Below are 18,990 nucleotides of genomic sequence, written 5' to 3' on the forward strand. Positions count from 1 at the left end.
AGCCCCTCTCGTGCGGGCCGGTCACGCCACTTCGAGAATCGATTTTCAGGAGAAGACCATGACCGCCAAAAAGGTGCCAAACGTTACCTTCCGCACCCGCGTTCGCGATGAAAGCATCGACGGCCCGAACCCCTTCCGTTGGGAAAACAAGACTTCTTCCGACTATTTCGCTGGCAAGAATGTTGTCCTCTTCTCCCTTCCCGGCGCTTTCACGCCGACCTGCTCAACCTTCCAGCTTCCTGACTTCGAAAAGCTCCACGAAGAATTCCAGGCCGAAGGCATTGATGAGATCTACTGCATTTCGGTCAATGACGCCTTCGTCATGAACGCCTGGGCCAAGGCTCAGGGTGTCGACAAGGTCAAGGTCATCCCGGATGGTTCCGGTGAGTTCACCCGCAAGATGGGCATGCTGGTTGCCAAGGACAATCTCGGCTTTGGCATGCGCTCCTGGCGCTATGGAGCCATCATCAACGACGGCACGATCGAACAGTGGTTCGAGGAAGAAGGCTTCTCGGACAACTGTGAAAGCGATCCCTACGGCGTATCTTCGCCGCAGAACATTCTTGAGAAACTGCGGTCGTCGAAAATCCAGGCCGCCTGATTTCAAGCTTCCGTCCGATGGAAGCAATGAAGCCCGTGGAGCTGCTGCTCCACGGGCTTCTTTTTTGCTCTCTCTCAACTTGAGTGAACGAACACCTCAAGCACTGCGATCGAGTTTCCGCTCCTCATCATCCTCGCGCATTTCCAGCCACATGGCGTTCAGGACTGCGAGGCAGACTGCCAATGGCATGCCGAGGATCCAGGCGAAGTACCACATTTCTCAATTCTCCTCAGTAAGCCGTATCATGGTCGCGTTCGATGGTTTCCTCGTCCACCTTGCCCCACAGGACCTTGTAGACCCATGCCGTGTAGATCAGGATCAACGGCAGGAAAATCGCGGTCGCAACAAGCATGTTGAACAAGGTCGCATGGCTTGATGATGCATCCCAGACCGTCAGGCTCGCCTCCGGCTGGATAGAGCTTGGCAGAATAAAGGGGAACATCGACAGCCCGACCGTCGATATGATCCCGATGACCGCAGCCTTTGAACAGAGGAACGTCAGCCCCTCAAACCGGGTTTGAAGACCGGCAAGCGCACCCAAAGTGCCCAGAAAGCCAAGCGCTGGTGCAATCATCATCCAGGGATGCCGGGCATAGTTTGCCATCCAGGCGCTGCCTTCAACGATTGCCTGCTTGGCCAGCGGATTGGCCTGCATATTCGGGTCAACCTCACTGGTGATGCGGAATCCTTCGACGTAACCGGTCGCAACCAGCCAGCCCCCGAGCGCAAAAAGCACGAGGGAGACAATTGCCGCCACAGACCCGCACCGCCTGCCGCGAACAGCCACGACGCCCCCAGCCCGCATACCTAGCCAGGCACCACCGTGCATGACCAGCATGCTCACGGACAGAAGCCCGCACAGAAGAGAGAACGGAGAGAAAAGACCGAAGAAAGACCCCTCGTAGGTCATCCGCAGGTCCTGATCGAGACTGTAAGGCACGCCGAGAAGAACGTTTCCGACGGCCACCCCAAAGACGAGTGCCGGCACAAAGGAACCGGTGAAGAGCGCCCAATCCCAGGCAGTGCGCCAGGCGGGATCGGGGCGTTTGGAGCGATACTTGAAGGCAACCGGTCGCAGGATCATGGCCGCCAGAACGATGAACATCGCCAGATAGAAGCCGGAGAAACTGATCGCATAAAGCGGTGGCCAAGCGGCAAAAATCGCACCGCCGCCCAAGATGAACCAGACCTGATTGCCTTCCCAGGTGGCGCCTATGGTGTTGATCGCAATACGCCGTTCCACGTCACTTTCGGCAACGAAGGGCAGCAAGGTCCCAACGCCCATATCGAAGCCATCCGTCACAGCGAACGCAATCAGAATAATGCCCAGAAGCGCCCACCAGAGCACCTTGAGAACCGAGTAGTCGATGAGTTCGTAGAGGATCATGAAACTACTCCGCTGCCATTGGAATTGGGGACGCGGCCTCGGCCGGGGAATGCTCGGGCAGTTCGCCGTCATCCGGTCCTTTCCGGATGTATTTGAGCATCAGGGCAACCTCGACCACGAGAAGCACCGTGTAGAGCAGGATAAAGCCTGCCAGCGTGAGCAGTACTTCGGTCACGGACAGGTTTGAAACCGCCTGAGCCGTTGGCAACATGCCCTCAATGATCCAGGGTTGCCGACCATACTCAGCAATGATCCAGCCCATCTCGCAGGCAATCCAGGGTAGCGGGATCGCCAGCACTGCGATCTGCAACAGCCAGCGCTGGTTGCGTCGCAGATGATCCAGTTTCCCGGAGGACGCGAGGTAGAAAAACACGCCCGTCAGCAAAATGAAGAAGAAGCCGCAGGCAACCATGATGCGGAAGGCATAGAACATGGGCCAGACATTCGGCACCGCGGACCAGGCAGCTTCATCGATTTCTTCGTTGGTCGCATTCAACGGATCGTCCGAAAAGGGAAGCAGCAGATAGGCATAGCCCAGATTGTGCTGATTGACCTGAAAGGTTTCACGCACCTCCTGATCGACATCGCCGTTGGTTGAGCGGATCTTTTGCAAGGCATCCCAGGCAATCACACCCTGACGGATGCGGTCCTTGGAGGATTCGACCAGTTCCTTGATCCCAGGAATTTCCTCCGTCAGGGACCTGGTCGCGATCAGACCCATGACATAGGGAACTTCAATCGCAAAGGAATTGTCTCGCTTTGCCATGTCCGGAAAGGCAATCAGGTTGAAAGAGGCGGGAGCCGGTTCGGTCTCCCACATGGCTTCGATTGTAGCCAGTTTCATTTTCTGATTGAGGTTTGCCTCATAGCCGCTTTCATCGCCGAGCACGACAACGGAAAGAGCAGAAGCAAAGCCAAAGGCAGACGCGATGGCGATGGAGCGGCGTGCGATCGCGACATGCCGACCTTTCAGCATGTACCAGGACGAAATTCCGAGCATGAAGATCGCCGCAGTGACGTATCCCGCAGAAACCGTATGAACGAATTTCGCCTGGGCCACCGGATTGAACAACACATCGAAGAAGCTCGTGACCTCCATGCGCATCGTATCGGGGTTGAATTCCGACCCGATCGGATGCTGCATCCAGCCATTGGCGATCAGGATCCAGAGCGCAGAAAAGTTCGTTCCGATCGCAACAGCCCAGGTCGCTGCCAAATGCTGACGCTTTGAAAGCCGATCCCAGCCGAAGAAGAAAAGGCCGACGAAGGTGGCTTCCATGAAGAATGCCATCAAGCCTTCAATGGCGAGTGGTGCGCCGAAGACATCGCCAACATACTGGCTGAAATAGGCCCAGTTCATGCCGAACTGGAACTCCATCGTCAGGCCGGTTGCGACACCCAGAACAAAGTTGATCCCAAAGAGCGTGCCCCAGAACTTGACCATCCGTTTCCAGATCTCACGACCGGTCATCACATAGACCGTTTCCATTGTCGCCAGGAGAATCGACAAGCCAATCGTCAGGGGAACAAAAAGAAAATGGTAGAGAGCCGTCATGGCAAATTGCAACCTGGACAGGCTGACAACATCGAGTTCCATCGCGTCACCTTTCGTCATTCGGCTCCGTAAGATGACGGTGCCGAGAATCAGGGTAATCCCTTAAGAGCGCAAAGGCTATTCCAAGCTGTTTAGACTTCTATGATCGCCGGACGGTTGTGGGACCATTGGGCGCAAAGGGACTCAGCGTAGGCTCATTTTCACAAACCCGCAAGCCCCGGTCTATCGCCGGTGCGCCGCCGTCGCCATAGGCTGGTCTGCGGCATCCAGCCTCAGGATTCGTCCTGCCCGATCGATCTCTGCCTGTTTGTGGGCAATCATCAGCACGGCGGCGTTGCCGCGAAAGCGCTGAAAACCGTCAAGAACCTGGGCTGCGGTGACGTCATCCAGGCCTTCAGTCAATTCGTCGAGAATGAAAAGATCAGGCTGCGTCAGATACGCACGGGCGAGACCGAGGCGCCTCTGTTCGCCGCCGGACAGGCCGACTCCGCCCTCTCCGAGCATGGCGCCAAGTCCATCCTCGTTGTCCGAGATACGATCTTTGAGCGCCGCGACGTCCAAAGCTTGCCAGAGCTCGCTGTCGCTCGCCTGCGGGTTCGCGATCCTCAGGTTGGCCGCTACCGAATCATGAAACAGGTAGGGCTTTTGTCCCAAAACAGTAATGCGACGTCGCAGTTCCTCTTCGCCAATCGCATCAAGTCTCTGCCCTCCGAGCAGTATGCTGCCGCCATCCGGGCCTAGCAACGCAGAGGCGAGCGCGGAAACAGTGGACTTTCCGCAACCGCTCCTACCCACAAGAGCCAACCATTCGCCCGGGGCGATCTCAAAGGACAGGTCCCTCAGGATCTGACGCTCTGCAGTCGGATAGCCAAACGAGACACCCTCAAAGGCCAGCACCGGCTGATCTGGGCTCCGCGGGCTTTCATCCAACGCACTTTGGGTCGCTGAGCCCTGAGACGTAGAGCCTGCTCCGTTCCATTCAACACCTTCAACCGCCCTTCGCGCAGCCAGCCGAGTGCGATCCAGTTTGGAAAGACCGGGGATGATCATCGACACGACTTCGGGCAATCCGAGCACCACCAGAAGGACGGCGACTGCGACAGCGATGGTTATCCCGCCTTCGCCAACGATCCAGATGCTAGCGGCAAGCGTCAAAGCAAGCGCAACCTGACCCGCAAATCCGGAACATGCCCCAAGAAGACTGCTTCGCGCCTCGATCGCTTCTTCGGCGTCGGCGAGACGGTCCTCGGCAGACCGGATTGTGCCTGCAGTGGCTTCCAAACCGCCATAGACTGCGAGGTCGCGGCGGCCTGCAACAAGATCCACAGTACGAAGGCGCAAGGCATCAAGTGCGGCTTCCTGGCGGCGGGCATCCAGCTGCTTCCTGCGCGTTATCAGATGCAGGCAGAGACCGGCTACAAACACCAAAAAAACGACGGGCCCGATGGCAAGGACCAAGTTGACGGACACGACCCATACGATCGACAGAAGTCCGACAGTACCTGCCAAGATGCCGGGAACCACAAGACGCAGATAGACCGCGTCCAGAGCCGTTATGTCAGAAGTCAGCCGGTTGAGCGCCGCGCCACTGCGTGGTTTCGCGCCATTTCCTGCGCGTTGCGCTTGGCCCTCAAAAATCCTGCAGCGAAGATCCGTCAGGAATCGGAATGTCGCATCATGCGTGAGCAGTCTCTCGCCATAACGCCCTGCGGTTCTTGCAATTGCGAGCCCCCTGATTGCTGCACTTGGCAGAAAGATGTTCAAGAAAGCACCGGTCATCCCTGCAAGCGCTGCCGCCGTGATGAACCAGCCAGCAACACCCAAAAGCGCAATGCCGGCAATGGCAGGAATGAGCGCAACAAGGATTCCACCGGCAAACGCCGTGCGGTGATGGCTCCATTGCCATTTGATCAGCTTCAGGAGACCGTTCACGCTTCGACCTCCTCGCCGATCTTTTCGCAAAGGCGAATATGCCTGGCAGTGATGCCCAACAGTTTGGGGTCATGGGTGGCGATCAACAATGTACGCCCATGAGACATCGCTTTGAGGCCCTCGATCACATCACGCGCAGTCTCACCGTCAAGACCGGCGGTCGGCTCGTCGGCAAGAATGATGGTCGGTGCCTTGCGTATCGCCGCCCGAGCCAGACCAATTCGCCGGATCTCCCCCACTGAAAGGCCGAAACCGTCCTCACCGATCACTGTGCCCAGTCCGCGTGGCAACCGCTCGACCAGATCAACGGCACCGGCCAGCGCGAGCGCTCGCCACATGTCTTCATCACTGGCGTCAGGCTCAGCCTTCCGCAAATTTGCTCTCACGCTGCCCTGAAACAGGCGCGGTGCCTGACCGACCCAGGCAAGAGACTGGCGCCACCCCATCAGATCCATCTGCGCAAGATCGCGCCCACCGACCAGAATTCTCCCCTCACCGAGGTCATGTAGGCCCAGGAGACAATCAATTATCGTGGTCTTGCCGGAGCCGCTTGGCCCAAGCAGCAAAGCAGCTTCTCCAGCCGCCACCTCAAGATCCATTGAATCCAGGACACGACGCCCGCCAAGGCTGAGGCTGACGCCGTCGAAACGGATCGGAACGGTTGATCGCATGCGCGAGCGGTTCAGGGTTTCACAGGTGGTTCGGGACGGATCAGAAACCGGCAGAACTTCAGAGTTTGCCCTAATGTTCCGATCCAGCTCGGACAAGGCCTCGGTTGCGGCCAGTCCGGCCGCCCGATCGTGATAGGCGGCGGCATAGGCCCTCAGCGGCGCAAAATAGTCTGGAGCCAGTAGAAGAATGAAGAGGCCGGAGGTATAGCCAAGCGGTGCGCCCCAAGTTCCGATTTTGACATCGCCAAGCAGCGAGAACCCGACATAAACAGCAACGAAGGCGATGCCGAGAGCGCTGAACAATTCCAAGACAGTCGAGGACAGAAAGGCAATCCTCAGCACCTTCATGGTGCCGATGCGAAAGGCCTCACCGACGGCGCGAATCTGGTCCTTCGTCCGTCCGACCGCCCCAAAAAGCCGCAGGGTTTCGAGACCCCGCACGCGGTCAAGAAGAAACCCGCTCATCCGGGTCAGCTCCGCCTGTTGGCCTTCGCTGGCAGACTTCGCTTTCAGGCCAATCAAGGCCATGAACACCGGAATCAACGGGCCAGTCACAAGCAGAATGATGGCCGCGAGCCAGCTCACCGCTGCCGTGGCGAGGATGATGCCCAGCGGAACCAGCGAAACACGTATCTTTTGCGGATAAAAATTCGACAGATAGGGTCCGAGAGCGTCGACCTGATCCCCGACATGGGCCGCAACGGCACCGGCGGACGGCAATGTGCTTGCCGGGGATGCCCCGGAGATGGCTGCGAGCAAGGCGCCGCGGACCCTGCTCTTCACAGTGCGCGCCGTCTGCCGCGCCCGTTTGCTTGCCTGCACGTTCAAGAGCATGCGCAAAGCAGCCAGCAAGACGAAAATCGCAAGAAAAGAGATGAGCCCCCATGAGGAACTACCAGCGTGATTTTCTTGTGGAGCAACGAAGCTGGAAACCACCGACGATACAAGCCAAGCCTGCGCGATCCAGAGAAGATCCGACAGGGCGAACAACCGGCCAGCACTCTTTAGTCGGCGCGCTTCCTGCTCGCCAAGCGCCGCAAGGCCCTTTTCCTTGTCGCCTAACTCGTCTTCTACCTTGGACGTCACTCGCGCCTGGTTCAGATCAGTCGCAGACATCAACGCCCCGACGATCACGACAGGCAGGGTCGTCTTTGACAGGCATCACAAGCGATATATGCGTCCAAGCAGGCGCCATTCTCTCCCCAACTCTCGTTTTAAAACAGAGCAGTATCTTTTTTCGAACCTATCAGTTTGAAGACACTTGGGCCAAGAACACCCGGCTCCTCCCTGCCCTTCTTCAAACCCTGACGCCCCTTCACCAAACCGCTGCTTAAAGACCGCGCCGCTCAAGATCGCCTAGAAGGTCGTTTTAGGGCGATTTCCTGCAAAAAACCAGTTGTCCATTCTGTGACAAATCGCGTTCACAACGGCTATGCCATTGCGCCACATCAAAGCGAAAGCAACAAGTGATCTCCGTTTGGCTTAAGAAAATCGAATTCTGCAGCCAACCGCCACACGACCGTCACTTACTTTGGATTGCAGCAAGGAAAAATCCGACAAAAACTCCGTTTCCCAACGTAAACTCCGCATAAGTCAGTAGGTAATGCGATTTGAACAAGTCACTGAAATAAAAAGAATAATTATATTCGTGTCATTTTCGCCAAGCTGTAAATTTTTTACGAATGAATACGCTGAAAAAAACAAATGCAATTTAACGCGATTTATGGTTGTAATGGTTCATTGTAGTGAATTGATGTTTTGAATTTTTTTGGATGGCATCGGCCGCAATTTTTCGAGCGGTTTTATGGTCTCCATCTTACCTTGCAATGAGGTACCCGTAATCAACTTAAAAGCCGGCAACCTACACCGGCTTTTTTTTAGACATTTCGTATCCCCCAATTTTTTAGGGGCGCCGTTTCAAGCCAAAAAACCTTGTGTTCCTGAGCAAATGCAAAAGGGCGACCAGGCGGCCGCCCTCTGTATTTTCAACGATTTGATGCTGGTTACTTCATGGTCGGGATGGAGAACTCCGCCCCTTCCTTGATTCCGGACGGCCAGCGGGCTGTCACAGTCTTGGTACGGGTGTAGAACTTGAACCCGTCCGGACCATGCTGGTTCAGATCACCAAAGCCGGACTTCTTCCAGCCGCCGAAGGTGTGGTAGGCGAGCGGCACGGGGATCGGCACGTTGATACCGACCATGCCGATGTTGACCCGTGCTGCGAAATCGCGCGCGGTGTCGCCGTCGCGTGTGTAGATCGCGGTGCCATTGCCATATTCATGATCCATGGCGAGGCCAAGAGCTTCTTGATAGGTCTGGGCACGGACCACCGACAGGACAGGACCGAAGATCTCGGTCTTGTAGATATCCATGTCCTTGGTGACCTTGTCGAACAGGCAACCGCCCATGAAGAACCCGTCTTCATAGCCCTGCATGGAGAAGCCGCGACCGTCGACCACCAGATCGGCGCCTTCCTTGACGCCTTGATCGACCAGTCCCTTGACGCGGGTCAGCGCTTCCCTGGTGACGAGCGGACCGAAGTCAACATCATCGCCCGCAGTATAAGGGCCAACTTTCAATGCTTCGATCTTCGGTGCCAGCTTGGCAACAAGCGCATCAGCAGTGGCGTCGCCAACCGGAACCGCAACGGAGACGGCCATGCAGCGCTCTCCAGCTGCACCATAACCGGCACCGATCAGGGCGTCGGCCGCCTGATCCATATCAGCGTCCGGCATGATGATCATGTGGTTCTTGGCGCCGCCGAAGCACTGGGCGCGCTTGCCGTTGGCTGTTGCGCGGGAATAGACGTATTGCGCGATTGGTGTCGAACCAACAAAGCCGACCGCCTGAATGACTTCGTGATCGAGGATCGCATCCACCGCGCCCTTGTCGCCATTGACAACGTTGAGCAGACCGGCCGGAAGACCCGCTTCGATCATCAGTTCGGCAAGCATGATCGGCACGGACGGATCGCGCTCGGACGGCTTCAGAATGAAAGCATTGCCGGCAGCAAGCGCCGGGCAGAACTTCCACATCGGAATCATGGCCGGGAAGTTGAATGGCGTGATGCCCGCGACGACGCCGAGCGGCTGGCGCATGGAGTACATGTCGATGCCAGGACCTGCGCCTTCGGTGTATTCACCCTTCAGGAGATGCGGAGCGCCGATGCAGAATTCGGCGACTTCGAGACCACGGATCACATCGCCCTTCGCATCCGGCAACGTTTTACCGTGTTCGCGCGACAGAGCTTCGGCCAGCTTGTCCATGTCACGGTTGAGAAGCTCAACGAACTTCATCATCACGCGGGCACGGCGCTGCGGATTGGTCGCGGCCCATGCCGGCTGCGCAGCAGCGGCATTTGCGACGGCAGCGTCGAGTTCGGCATCTGTCGCCAGCGCAACCTTGGCCTGAACTTCGCCCGTCGCCGGATTGAAAACGTCGGCAAAGCGTCCGGATGTGCCTTCGACGTGCTTGCCGCCGATGAAATGACCAATTGTCTGCATGGGGTTTCTCCCTGAAACTTGTCGGGTCGATTGCGACCTGAGTGTACGTGGATCTTTCTTGCCTTTTATTTTTGTCGTAAACAAGCAGATGAAATCCGCATCCATTGTGCAAAATTCAAAGCAAGCTTGCATTGCTCACACAGGCTCAACTCTGCCATGAACTGGGACGACATTCGCATTTTTCTCGCGGTTTCGCGCGCCGGGCAGATCCTGGCGGCCGCAAAACGCCTTGGGCTCAATCATGCAACAGTCGCCCGTCGGCTCACAGCTTTGGAAACAGCGCTGGAAACACGATTGTTCGATCGCTCGACCAACGGCTGTTTCCTCACAGAGGCCGGGTCCCGTTTCCTGGACAGCGCCGAGAAGATGGAAGCGGAAATGATGTCGGCCCGCGCCGACCTTGGTGGAGACTCGCTGGAAATCAGTGGCACAGTGCGGATCGGCGCGCCCGACGGCTTCGGGGTCGCCTACCTGGCACCGCGCCTTGCGACGCTGACCCGCGCCCACCCCGGCCTGACAGTCCAGCTTGTTCCCGTGCCGCGATCGTTTTCCCTGTCCCGGCGCGAGGCGGACATTGCCATCACCATAGATCGGCCGGAACATGGTCGGCTGATTGCCGCCAAGCTGGTCGATTACTCTCTCGGCCTGTACGCATCCAGGGACTACATTGCCCAAAAAGGGACGCCGGCCACGGTGGCTCAGCTCACATCGCATGACCTCGTCGGCTACGTCGAAGACCTGGTCTATTCCCCAGCCCTCAACTACGCCGCAGAAGTCACAAGAGACTGGCCGGCGCGCTTCGAAGTCGCCTCTGCGCTTGGACAGACAGAGGCTGTCAGAGCGGGAGCCGGGATCGGCATCCTGCACGCCTTCATCGCAAGGAACGACCAGACCTTCGTGCCGGTCCTGCCCGAAATCAAACTCACCCGTGCCTATTGGACGGTCCAGCATGAGAGCACAAAGCCCTTGCGCCATGTAGCTCTGGCCCTCGATTTCGTACGTAAGACAGTCGCCAAGGACCGGGCAATGTTTGGATAGTCGAGCCAGTCGGATGATCGACGGCTAGAGGACTTCCCCCTCACCGCTGAAACCCGTCCGCTGGCCGGATCAGATCCGGCTCGCCGAAATTCAGGATGATGTTCAGCCTTTGAGAGGCAGCCGCGTCACCGGTCAAATTCGGGTCTTCAGGTGCCACAGACAGGCGCACGCCGCGATCGGTCATCTCAAGCGCTTCGAAGTCCGATATCGCCTGTAAAAAGCGTTCGGGCACGGCCCAGCTGTAGCGATCAGACAATGCCCCGATTACGGCACGGACCGTTGCCTCGCCATATTTCATCTGGCGGGGATCCTCGACATTCAGCTTGAGCCGCAAATAGTCGACCCGGTCCTCCGCGCCTCCACGCAAAAGGAAGAACAGGGTCGCCGGTCCGAAATCAACACTTGGCGTGGTCAGGGGAACCACGTCGGAAACACATTGCCAACGCCCCTGCCGAAACGGCGCCCTGGTCCAGCCGCCGTTCGGCAATCCGATCTCAGTGAGCTCTGCGCAGAGTTCTTCCGGCTTTCCGAGAAATGTCAGCTTCAGACGGGCCGGCACCTGAATATCCGGCGCGATCAGACTGTCTTGAGTATCTGGGGGAAAGCCGGCGAGCGGATCCGGCGCGGGGGCGACGGCATCCGAATCGGGCGACTGAACCAGCTGCGAGCTGGACAGAATAGCAATAGCTGCAAGCCCCAATAGCATCAGAGGCAGAGCCATCAGCAGAACCCTGGCCCAGTCAGTTTGCCGCGGCAACCCTTCACCTGAAACCGAGCCGACTGCTTGCGGCGTTTTCCGGCGCGCTCCCGCAGGCACCTCATCGCCCCAGGTGATCGCGGCGCGTCTTGAACGCTGAGCCGGTGCGGTTGGTTTATTTCTTCGGCCTACTCTCATCATTTGTCTGTCCGGGACTGCTCAACATGTGTTTTGCCATAGGCCCGGCCCGGCGTATATGGATCAACGCAACCTGATCCCTAGATTTTCCGCTCTTCAAAAACGGCGTACACTTGATCCCTCGCAGCGCTGACGGTTACATGATCCGACTTCCGGGGAGGTAGCATGATGACTAACGAATTGCCTTCAGACAGCCAGCAGCTTAGGCGGGCCATCATCGGGACCGCACGTGACTTGCCCGCCAGGGGACTGACAAGGGGGACGTCCGGTAATGTCAGTGCGCGCACCAACACGGGATTTCTGATCACGCCCTCCGGCGTTCCCTACAATGATCTTAAAGAAAATCTGATTGTGGCGATGGATCTTGACGGCGGCTACACCGGCGAGATCCTGCCGTCTTCCGAATGGCGCATGCATCTGGACATTTACCGGAATCGCGACGAGGCCGCTGCCGTGGTCCACTGCCACTCCCCACGGGCAACAGCCCTTTCCTGCCTGCGCCTCGGCATTCCGGCTTTTCACTACATGGTGGCACTGGCGGGCGGCGACCGGATTGACTGCGCGTCCTACGCCACTTTCGGAACAAGCGCGCTTTCAAAGGCCATGCTGCCGGCCCTTGAGGGCCGCACTGCTTGTCTTCTGGCCAATCACGGGCAGATCGCGTTCGGCCCGACCCTCGCCAAGGCCCTTGGCACCGCAGAGGGCGTTGAAGATCTGGCCGATCAATACCTCTCTGCTCTAATCGTCGGCGATCCGGTCATTCTCGGCGAGGATGAAATGAGCGAGATTCTGCGCAAGTTCAAGAACTACGGCAAACAGGTGAGCAACCAGGACCCGGATGCCGGGACGGCCTTCGAAATGCCGATCAAAAGAGGATAAATCATGAGGCTCGGCATTGACTGGGGCGGCACCAAGATGGAGATCATTGCGCTGGATACCAATGGTGCCGAGGTCTATCGGCAGCGGGTTCCTACACCGCGTGATGACTACGACGGCTGCATCGAGGCAGTGGCATCACTCGTCAGCGGAGCTGAAGCTGCAACGGGAGAGACCGGCACACTCGGGCTCGGCATCCCGGGGTCGATTTCCCCCGCGAGCGGCCTGGTCAAGAACGCCAATTCCACCTGGATGAACGGTCGGCCCCTGGACCGCGACCTTGAAGCACGGTTGGGACGTCAGGTTCGCATTCAAAACGACGCCAATTGCCTTGCGGTCTCGGAAGCGACCGACGGCGCAGGTGCAGATTGCCACTTCGTCCATGCCGTCATCATAGGCACAGGCTCGGGCTCGGGGATTGCCATCGACGGCAAGGCGCACCGGGGCGCGAACGGCATCGGCGGCGAATGGGGGGCCATCCCTGTGCCCTGGATGACATCTGAGGAATTTCCCGGGCCCAGTAACTGGTTGGGTCATCCCGGAGCGATTGATCACTGGTGCTCAGGTACAGGTTTTCAGGCAGACTACCTCGAGCGATCCGGCAAGGCGCTCAAGGGCCACGAAATCATGGCTCTCAAGCGCAGTGGCGATCCTGTTGCAGGCGCGACCTATGAGGCCTACGCCAGCCGCCTCGCCCGTGCGCTCGCCATGGCCGCCAACCTGATGGATCCGGACTGTTTCGTGCTTGGTGGTGGAATGTCGAATGTGGACGAGCTCTACGACGACCTCCTGCCCCTGATGCAGCCCTACATCATGTCAGATGTCTATGAGGTCCCAATCCGCAAAGCCAAACACGGCGACAGCTCCGGCGTCAGAGGCGCAGCGTGGCTCTGGTGAGGGTTTGATCTAAAAGAAGCTTCAAAAGCAAGCAGGACTAGGCTACGCAGTTCTGCGTTCCTACTTAGGTTCGCCACGACGCAACGCGCGTGACTTCGTGACGCCCTACGCAACAGTTTTCGGGAAATGTAATGACAATCAAACGCACAATTGGTGAAAGGTCGCCCTTATTCCAAAAGTTGCTATTCTCATACCGAAAGCGTTTCCAACCGGCAGTTATCAGAATGGAACATGGCATTCGCCTCGCCGTGCCCAATAGCCTTCCAGAGGAAATGCGCAAGTCGCTTTATAAAGAACAGCATGAGTTGCCTGAATTGGAGCTAATTCTCGCTTGTCTCGAGCCTGGTGACAAGGTTCTTGAAATCGGATCTGGCGTTGGAATGATCGCGACAACTTGCGCCAGCATCTGTGGTGCGGAGAACGTGACTTGCTATGAACCCAACCCGAGTACGAGAGACGTCATCCAACGGAATTTCGACCTCAATGGCCTAGAGGTCGATCTCAGATCGCGCGCCCTTGCGACGCAAAAGGGAACAATTGATTTCTATTTTAGCGACAACATCGTTTCCTCAAGCCTCATTGACCAGGATTTTGGCGGCAAAACCGAGGTTGCGTGCGATGATATCCGTGACGTGATCGAAGAGCTTCAGCCCACCGCAATTGTCATGGATGTTGAAGGAGCGGAAATAGATCTGCTTCCCACAGCGACACTATCTGGCGTGAGCAAGATACTGGTCGAGATGCATCCCGGCATTGTCGGTCCAGAAAAGGTTGAAGAGCTTCATGCATGCCTGGAACGGCAGGGCCTGCATTACCGCCGCGATCTTTGTCGTAGCAAAGTTGCCTACTTCGAACGCTGAGCGGACGCAGGATCCGATGCCAGCCATTGCTTCAAAGGTGCGCTCGTCCTCATAAGTCCCGCGTCTTCAAGATCGGATACTGAAGAAAATCTGACCGACTTCGAATAAAGCGCACCTTTCGAGACGATTTCGTCCATATGCTCTACATAGTGCCGGTAATGACCGGAATTGTTCGCATGCTGCGCTCTTTTTGTTGCCTCGATCGTGCGTTCGGCGAAATCATCCAGATACTTAAAATGTAGCAAGGCGACCCAATCATCGGCCATATTCAACACTTGATTGAGCCGATGGACTCCACCCGCAAAGCGAAATTCAGAGCACCACAAAAGCAAGGGCATCTTTCCCATCGATGCTGAGTCCTTGGGCCAACTGGCTTTCAAGAACTTCCGCGCAAGTCTTTGCAAAAACCTGGGCCTGCTACCCGCATTGGGCGCAAACATGAACTGCTCCAACCAGACATCAAACTTGGAAGGTTTTCGCTTGCCATGAACTGGAAAGAGACGCTCTCTCGCTCCGCCATACAGTTGAAACGGTGGCGTTGGGAAATTCCGTTCGGTGTATTTGCTGAGTGGCAAAAGCCTGTAGCCCACCCGATCGAAATACGAACAAAGAGAAAGAAATGGTGTGCCCGAACTGTATTGAACACCACTAAGAGGTGCCTCCGGATACATGTCGACCATTGTCGAAAAAACGCCCTGAACACCTTGTTTGCGCCAAAATGAGGTCAGCGCCGTAAGAGGCTTTTCGGGCCAGCCGGGATAGACCATCAGCTCATCAACGTCGGGAAACATCACCCAGTGCCCCTGCAGATACTGGTCGGCAATCAAGTGGCGCCAATGTGATTTGAATTCCTTATATGATCTTGACGAAGGAAACCTCACGACATCCAGCTGCGCATCAAGGTATTCCGCACTGCCATCTGTGGAGCCATTGTCGATAACCAAAAACAGGCTCACCCCGGCTTTCCGATGATGATCCAGAAAATGTGGAAACCGAAGAAGTTCGTTGTAAGCCAACACAACCGCGGTGATGCTTCCCGCCGCGATCAGGATATCAGGAATCTCCTGAATATCAAAGGCGTCAAGGAACTCTGGGGTAGAACCTGTATCTGTAGTGGCTTGCAACTTTGTCTCCAGATCGCTTCAGCGTGGCGCAAATTTCACTCTGCCATGTTGCTGTCCAACAATCTCATGATACAGCACGGGTATAGCGCAGCCGCTTTGTGATCGTTGTAATGGGACCAGTCAAACGAGATGTGTGGTTTTTTTGGAATATTACGACCGGGCGGACTGACATCAAATGACGCGACCTGCGCAAGAAGCATGGGGGAGCGATTATCGCACCGTGGCCCGGATGACCAAGGCCTATGGCAAGACGCCGCCGCTGGTGTCTTGCTCGGGCACCAGCGCCTTTCTATCGTTGACTTGAGCCCGGCTGGCGCGCAGCCGATGCGCTCACACTCTGGGCGCTACGTGATCGCCTATAACGGCGAGATCTACAATCATGCAGACCTGCGCCATCGTCTGGAAGATTGCGGGCAGGCTCCCGATTGGTCCGGGACATCTGACACCGAGGTCCTGCTCGCCGCCATTGAAACTTGGGGGCTGAAGGCCGTGCTTAAGCTTGCCAAGGGCATGTTCGCACTCGCCCTTTGGGACAGGCACGATCGCCGGATGTCTCTCGCCAGAGATCCAATAGGCGAAAAACCGCTTTATGTTTCTCGATTGCGTGACGGGGCCTTTGCCTTTGCGTCCGAGCTCAAGGCACTTACCGCCCATCCCGCGTTCGAGCATGTGATCGACCCCAAGGCCCTCAGTCAGCTTTTGCGGGTCGGCTATATTCCTGTTCCGCTTTCGCTTTACGCCGGTACAGAGAAGCTGGCCCCGGGAACGATTACAAGTTTCGGCCTTGGAAATCCTGCAACGACCGAAGAAAAATCAGAGCTGTACTATAGCCTTCAAAGTGAGGCCGAAGAGGCCAGAAGAGACCGGTTTTCGGGAACGCATTCGGAAGCTACCAACCACCTTGAAACTCTGCTAAAACAATCTGTGAGGCAGCAGATGATCGCGGATGTGCCAGTTGGCTGTTTCTTGTCAGGTGGCATCGACAGCTCAACCATTTCCGCCATCATGCAATCCTTGGGAAGTGCGCCGGTAGAGACTTTTAGCCTTGGCTTTCAAGAAGCAGACATGAATGAAGCCGACTTTGCTCGCTCCATTGCTGCACACTTGGGCGTCAGTCACAATGAGGTCGTTTTGTCGGCCACCGACGCTCTGAATCTATTACCTCAAATGCCATCAGTCTATGATGAGCCATTCTGCGACGACTCGATGCTTCCGACGTTCCTGCTTTGTCAATTTGCAAAGCAAAAAGTGACAGTCAGTCTGTCAGGAGACGGCGGTGACGAGCTATTTGCAGGATATTCGCGATACTTTTCATTTCAAGACGATTGGGATCAAAAAAAATCAGGTACGTTGTCGGGGAAAGAAGGATCAACGGGCGCAAATCTTCTTCGGAATCACTTTTTTGACCGCCTTCTGAAAACTGGGATATCGAACCTCGCCGGAATGGATCTGGCGGCTCGGCGCCTTTCGATGGACCAGAAGATCGCGGGACGCACAAACATGCGTCCCTTGGAGGCATATGAAGCTGCGAGCGCATTCGCGGCAAGGCCGGATGCCTTTGTTGTTGGCGCAGTCGCGCAATGTGACCCGCTTTTGAGTGATATCGAGGATCATCCGGACTGGACACTGATCGAGAAGATGACAACTTACGATCTGTCGCGCTACTTCCCAGACGATATCCTAGTCAAAGTCGACAGAGCTGCTATGGCCAATAGCCTCGAAACTCGCTTGCCACTTCTTGACCGCGACATCATTCGCTTCTCTCTTTCCCTGCCCGAGGAAATACAGCTTGCAGGTGGCAACCCCAAGAGCGTCCTGAAGTCCGTTCTGGGACGCTATGTCCCGCAGCACCTTTGGAACCGGCCCAAAAAGGGCTTTGGCATTCCTGTGGTGGACTGGCTCAACGGCCCCATGCGCGAGATGGCTGATGATCTACTGAGCGTCGAAACATTAGATCGCGTCGGAGTTCTTGACACCAACGCAGCTTCTTCCCTCTGGCAGCGTTTTCGCTCGGGACGATCACGCAGATCAAACCTCGTTTGGTCCTTACTGATGGTGCAATTGTTTTTGACGTCCAACAAGTAAAGCACGCTAAAAGCATCTCAATCAAAGACCGCTCATTGATGCCAAATGCCAATGCCGGTAGGAACCAGCGCTGCAAGGACATAAGAAAAGAAATTGAGTATCGCCGCGATGGATGATTGCCGAAATGACAATGGGTTTCTCAACAGCATCCTAGCAGTGGGAGCCTGTATTGCGTGTTTCCGAGGACTCACCTGGGTTTTCGGCCGGCTTGATGCCTGGGGCATATGGACACTCCAGGCTCTACCACTCGTGGCCCTACTTCTCGCCCTCCTGATGCGCCATATCCATGCCGGTGAGGTTGCTAGGCCATTCCGACTGCTCGTAGCAGGGCTTGCATTAATACTCGGCACTTACGGCCTGTTGTCTTCGTTGACCTACCCTACTGGCATTTCAACAGCATCAGACACACTTCTCGTATGGTTCTCGATTGCGGCATACGGACAGTTTGGCTGCGCGGTACTCTCAATTTTCCGGCCATCATTTGCCATCGTGCCAGCTGTATTCGTGCTCGCCACAAAGGATGCTGCAAATCGACTGTTCGACCTCCACATGTCGAACACAGACTACATTGCGCTGGTCGACCTTGCCATCTATGGCTTCGCGGCATTGTTGGCCTACAGAGCCCTTGAACTCCAAACACTTTCTCCAAAAATCGCAGAGCGTGTAAAGCGCCATGGTCTCAATAGCTGGACGCTGACAGCATTCCTAACATCAGTAGCCATTCACTTCGCGAATTATTTCTATTCTGCAATAGCCAAGATCATGCTGGAAGGCGGGCCCTTCCTTTGGGTCGCAAGCAACCCAACTGAAGTCCTTGCCTACAATGCATGGTACTCTGGATTTTTGCCGCTGGCACATTGGGAGACCATATCCATCGCGGTTCTGACTGGCCTTGCGTTTTTACGCCCTCTATCCAATGTGCTGCTGTTTGTCGGTCAGCTGGCGTCGATTGGTTGCCTGTGGCGTCGTTGGTCCATGATCGCGATTACACTTTTCTATGACCTCACCCACGTAACGATCTTTTTGGTTTCCGGCATATTCTTCTGGAAATGGATCTTGCTGAACCTTCTCCTCGTCGCTGCCATGCGACAGGTGCCGAAATCTGTTTTTCGTGCACCGTTGTTGATCGTCAATTCCCTGGTACTTCTTTGCAGCCCGTTGATATTCAATATTGTCTGGCTCGGCTGGTATGACACTCCAGCCCTCACACGCAACGTCATCGTTGCCGTGCTTGAAGACGGTCGTGAACTGGAGGTTCCGTCAAATTACTTCGGCACCATCTCTTTGATGATGGCCCAGCACGATCTGGGGCGCCCAATGGCAGGGCACTTTCCAACGGAAACATGGGGGTCCACCAAAACCTCTGACATCCTGCTTCCTGCCCTCAAGGGTTGCGACCTCGCACCAGATGAGGGCTGGCATCTAAGAGCCCGATTCAAAAGTTTATGAGACCTGACAATAGGTTGCGAGCCTGCGTGTCATGACCCTGATGCTGGCGATGGTGACCCATGCGGTGGCACTTTCGACGGATTTTTCCCAGTCCTTTGCCAGCCTGCGGCATCGCCC

General features: G+C 56.4%; 15 protein-coding genes and 1 pseudogene. 7 read left to right on the forward strand and 9 right to left on the reverse strand.

Translation table 11 applies throughout. The features are described 5' to 3' along the window. Positions 1 to 58 precede the first annotated feature (58 nt). On the forward strand, positions 59 to 601 hold the full coding sequence (locus ABJZ52_RS22355; RefSeq protein ID WP_348187131.1) for a peroxiredoxin: 543 nt from the start codon (positions 59 to 61) through the stop codon (positions 599 to 601). A 96-nt stretch (positions 602 to 697) separates the two neighbouring features. Here the strand turns inward: ABJZ52_RS22355 and cydX are convergent, their stop codons facing one another. The 6 genes from cydX to ABJZ52_RS22385 all read right to left on the reverse strand — a co-directional run bounded on the left by cydX (position 698) and on the right by ABJZ52_RS22385 (position 9,649). Further along, positions 698 to 817: a cytochrome bd-I oxidase subunit CydX gene (gene cydX / locus ABJZ52_RS22360; RefSeq protein ID WP_289033378.1), complete on the reverse strand. Its 120-nt coding sequence runs from the start codon at positions 815 to 817 to the stop codon at positions 698 to 700. Between the two features lie 13 nt (positions 818 to 830). After that, positions 831 to 1,988: a cytochrome d ubiquinol oxidase subunit II gene (gene cydB, locus ABJZ52_RS22365; protein ID WP_348187133.1), complete on the reverse strand. Its 1,158-nt coding sequence runs from the start codon at positions 1,986 to 1,988 to the stop codon at positions 831 to 833. A 4-nt stretch (positions 1,989 to 1,992) separates the two neighbouring features. Beyond that, entirely contained in the window at positions 1,993 to 3,585 is a 1,593-nt protein-coding gene (locus tag ABJZ52_RS22370; RefSeq protein ID WP_348187186.1) for a cytochrome ubiquinol oxidase subunit I, read from the reverse strand. Positions 3,586 to 3,765: 180 nt separating this feature from the next. After that, positions 3,766 to 5,475: a thiol reductant ABC exporter subunit CydC gene (gene cydC, locus ABJZ52_RS22375; RefSeq protein WP_348187135.1), complete on the reverse strand. Its 1,710-nt coding sequence runs from the start codon at positions 5,473 to 5,475 to the stop codon at positions 3,766 to 3,768. Continuing rightward, positions 5,472 to 7,262: a thiol reductant ABC exporter subunit CydD gene (gene cydD / locus ABJZ52_RS22380; protein ID WP_348187137.1), complete on the reverse strand. Its 1,791-nt coding sequence runs from the start codon at positions 7,260 to 7,262 to the stop codon at positions 5,472 to 5,474. The genes cydC and cydD overlap by 4 nt, the downstream gene beginning before the upstream one ends. 887 nt (positions 7,263 to 8,149) lie before the next feature. After that, complete coding sequence (locus ABJZ52_RS22385) at positions 8,150 to 9,649, reverse strand: CoA-acylating methylmalonate-semialdehyde dehydrogenase (protein ID WP_348187139.1); 1,500 nt, start codon at positions 9,647 to 9,649, stop codon at positions 8,150 to 8,152. Positions 9,650 to 9,805: 156 nt separating this feature from the next. On the opposite strand from ABJZ52_RS22385, the gene ABJZ52_RS22390 reads away from it, so the two are divergent. Further along, positions 9,806 to 10,687 carry a LysR family transcriptional regulator gene (locus ABJZ52_RS22390; RefSeq protein ID WP_348187141.1) on the forward strand — a complete coding sequence of 294 codons (882 nt, stop codon included), beginning with the start codon at positions 9,806 to 9,808 and terminating at the stop codon, positions 10,685 to 10,687. A gap of 40 nt (positions 10,688 to 10,727) precedes the next feature. Here ABJZ52_RS22390 and ABJZ52_RS22395 read toward each other — a convergent pair whose 3' ends face one another. Next, on the reverse strand, positions 10,728 to 11,585 hold the full coding sequence (locus ABJZ52_RS22395) for a DUF6030 family protein (RefSeq protein ID WP_348187143.1): 858 nt from the start codon (positions 11,583 to 11,585) through the stop codon (positions 10,728 to 10,730). Between the two features lie 162 nt (positions 11,586 to 11,747). Between ABJZ52_RS22395 and ABJZ52_RS22400 the strand changes: the two genes are divergently transcribed. The 3 genes from ABJZ52_RS22400 (at position 11,748) to ABJZ52_RS22410 (ending at position 14,215) form a co-directional block, all read left to right on the forward strand. Further along, entirely contained in the window at positions 11,748 to 12,461 is a 714-nt protein-coding gene (locus tag ABJZ52_RS22400) for a class II aldolase/adducin family protein (protein WP_348199982.1), read from the forward strand. Between the two features lie 3 nt (positions 12,462 to 12,464). Beyond that, the gene (locus tag ABJZ52_RS22405) at positions 12,465 to 13,355 is read left to right on the forward strand and encodes an ROK family protein (protein WP_348187147.1); all 891 of its coding nucleotides are present in this window, start codon (positions 12,465 to 12,467) and stop codon (positions 13,353 to 13,355) included. A gap of 224 nt (positions 13,356 to 13,579) precedes the next feature. Beyond that, a complete protein-coding gene (locus ABJZ52_RS22410) occupies positions 13,580 to 14,215 on the forward strand; it encodes an FkbM family methyltransferase (RefSeq protein WP_348187149.1) in 636 nt (211 codons plus the stop codon). Here the strand turns inward: ABJZ52_RS22410 and ABJZ52_RS22415 are convergent. Then, positions 14,200 to 15,339 carry a glycosyltransferase family 2 protein gene (locus tag ABJZ52_RS22415; protein WP_348185976.1) on the reverse strand — a complete coding sequence of 380 codons (1,140 nt, stop codon included), beginning with the start codon at positions 15,337 to 15,339 and terminating at the stop codon, positions 14,200 to 14,202. The two genes, ABJZ52_RS22410 and ABJZ52_RS22415, sit on opposite strands and share 16 nt — an antisense overlap. A gap of 129 nt (positions 15,340 to 15,468) precedes the next feature. Between ABJZ52_RS22415 and asnB the strand changes: the two genes are divergently transcribed. Together asnB and ABJZ52_RS22425 are read left to right on the forward strand one after the other, a co-directional pair. Further along, the gene (gene asnB, locus ABJZ52_RS22420; RefSeq protein WP_348185979.1) at positions 15,469 to 17,424 is read left to right on the forward strand and encodes an asparagine synthase (glutamine-hydrolyzing); all 1,956 of its coding nucleotides are present in this window, start codon (positions 15,469 to 15,471) and stop codon (positions 17,422 to 17,424) included. 93 nt (positions 17,425 to 17,517) lie between these two features. Continuing rightward, positions 17,518 to 18,873 carry a hypothetical protein gene (locus tag ABJZ52_RS22425; protein ID WP_348185982.1) on the forward strand — a complete coding sequence of 452 codons (1,356 nt, stop codon included), beginning with the start codon at positions 17,518 to 17,520 and terminating at the stop codon, positions 18,871 to 18,873. Here ABJZ52_RS22425 and ABJZ52_RS22430 read toward each other — a convergent pair. Beyond that, positions 18,868 to 18,990 (reverse strand): annotated as a pseudogene (locus ABJZ52_RS22430) (IS5/IS1182 family transposase); the annotation flags it as partial. The gene ABJZ52_RS22425 and the pseudogene ABJZ52_RS22430 sit on opposite strands and share 6 nt — an antisense overlap.

Origin of the sequence: Roseibium sp. (assembly GCF_039982295.1) — a bacterium.
Lineage (GTDB): Bacteria > Pseudomonadota > Alphaproteobacteria > Rhizobiales > Stappiaceae > Roseibium.

Excerpts from the sequence above, each read along its gene's own strand:
- ABJZ52_RS22355 (WP_348187131.1), top strand. The coding sequence starts at position 59 with ATGACCGCCAAAAAGGTGCCAAACGTTACCTTCCGCACCCGCGTTCGC.
- cydX (WP_289033378.1), bottom strand. The coding sequence starts at position 817 with ATGTGGTACTTCGCCTGGATCCTCGGCATGCCATTGGCAGTCTGCCTC.
- cydB (WP_348187133.1), bottom strand. The coding sequence starts at position 1,988 with ATGATCCTCTACGAACTCATCGACTACTCGGTTCTCAAGGTGCTCTGG.
- ABJZ52_RS22370 (WP_348187186.1), bottom strand. The coding sequence starts at position 3,585 with ATGGAACTCGATGTTGTCAGCCTGTCCAGGTTGCAATTTGCCATGACG.
- cydD (WP_348187137.1), bottom strand. The coding sequence starts at position 7,262 with ATGTCTGCGACTGATCTGAACCAGGCGCGAGTGACGTCCAAGGTAGAA.
- ABJZ52_RS22385 (WP_348187139.1), bottom strand. The coding sequence starts at position 9,649 with ATGCAGACAATTGGTCATTTCATCGGCGGCAAGCACGTCGAAGGCACA.
- ABJZ52_RS22390 (WP_348187141.1), top strand. The coding sequence starts at position 9,806 with ATGAACTGGGACGACATTCGCATTTTTCTCGCGGTTTCGCGCGCCGGG.
- ABJZ52_RS22395 (WP_348187143.1), bottom strand. The coding sequence starts at position 11,585 with ATGATGAGAGTAGGCCGAAGAAATAAACCAACCGCACCGGCTCAGCGT.
- ABJZ52_RS22400 (WP_348199982.1), top strand. The coding sequence starts at position 11,748 with ATGATGACTAACGAATTGCCTTCAGACAGCCAGCAGCTTAGGCGGGCC.
- ABJZ52_RS22405 (WP_348187147.1), top strand. The coding sequence starts at position 12,465 with ATGAGGCTCGGCATTGACTGGGGCGGCACCAAGATGGAGATCATTGCG.
- ABJZ52_RS22410 (WP_348187149.1), top strand. The coding sequence starts at position 13,580 with ATGGAACATGGCATTCGCCTCGCCGTGCCCAATAGCCTTCCAGAGGAA.
- asnB (WP_348185979.1), top strand. The coding sequence starts at position 15,469 with ATGTGTGGTTTTTTTGGAATATTACGACCGGGCGGACTGACATCAAAT.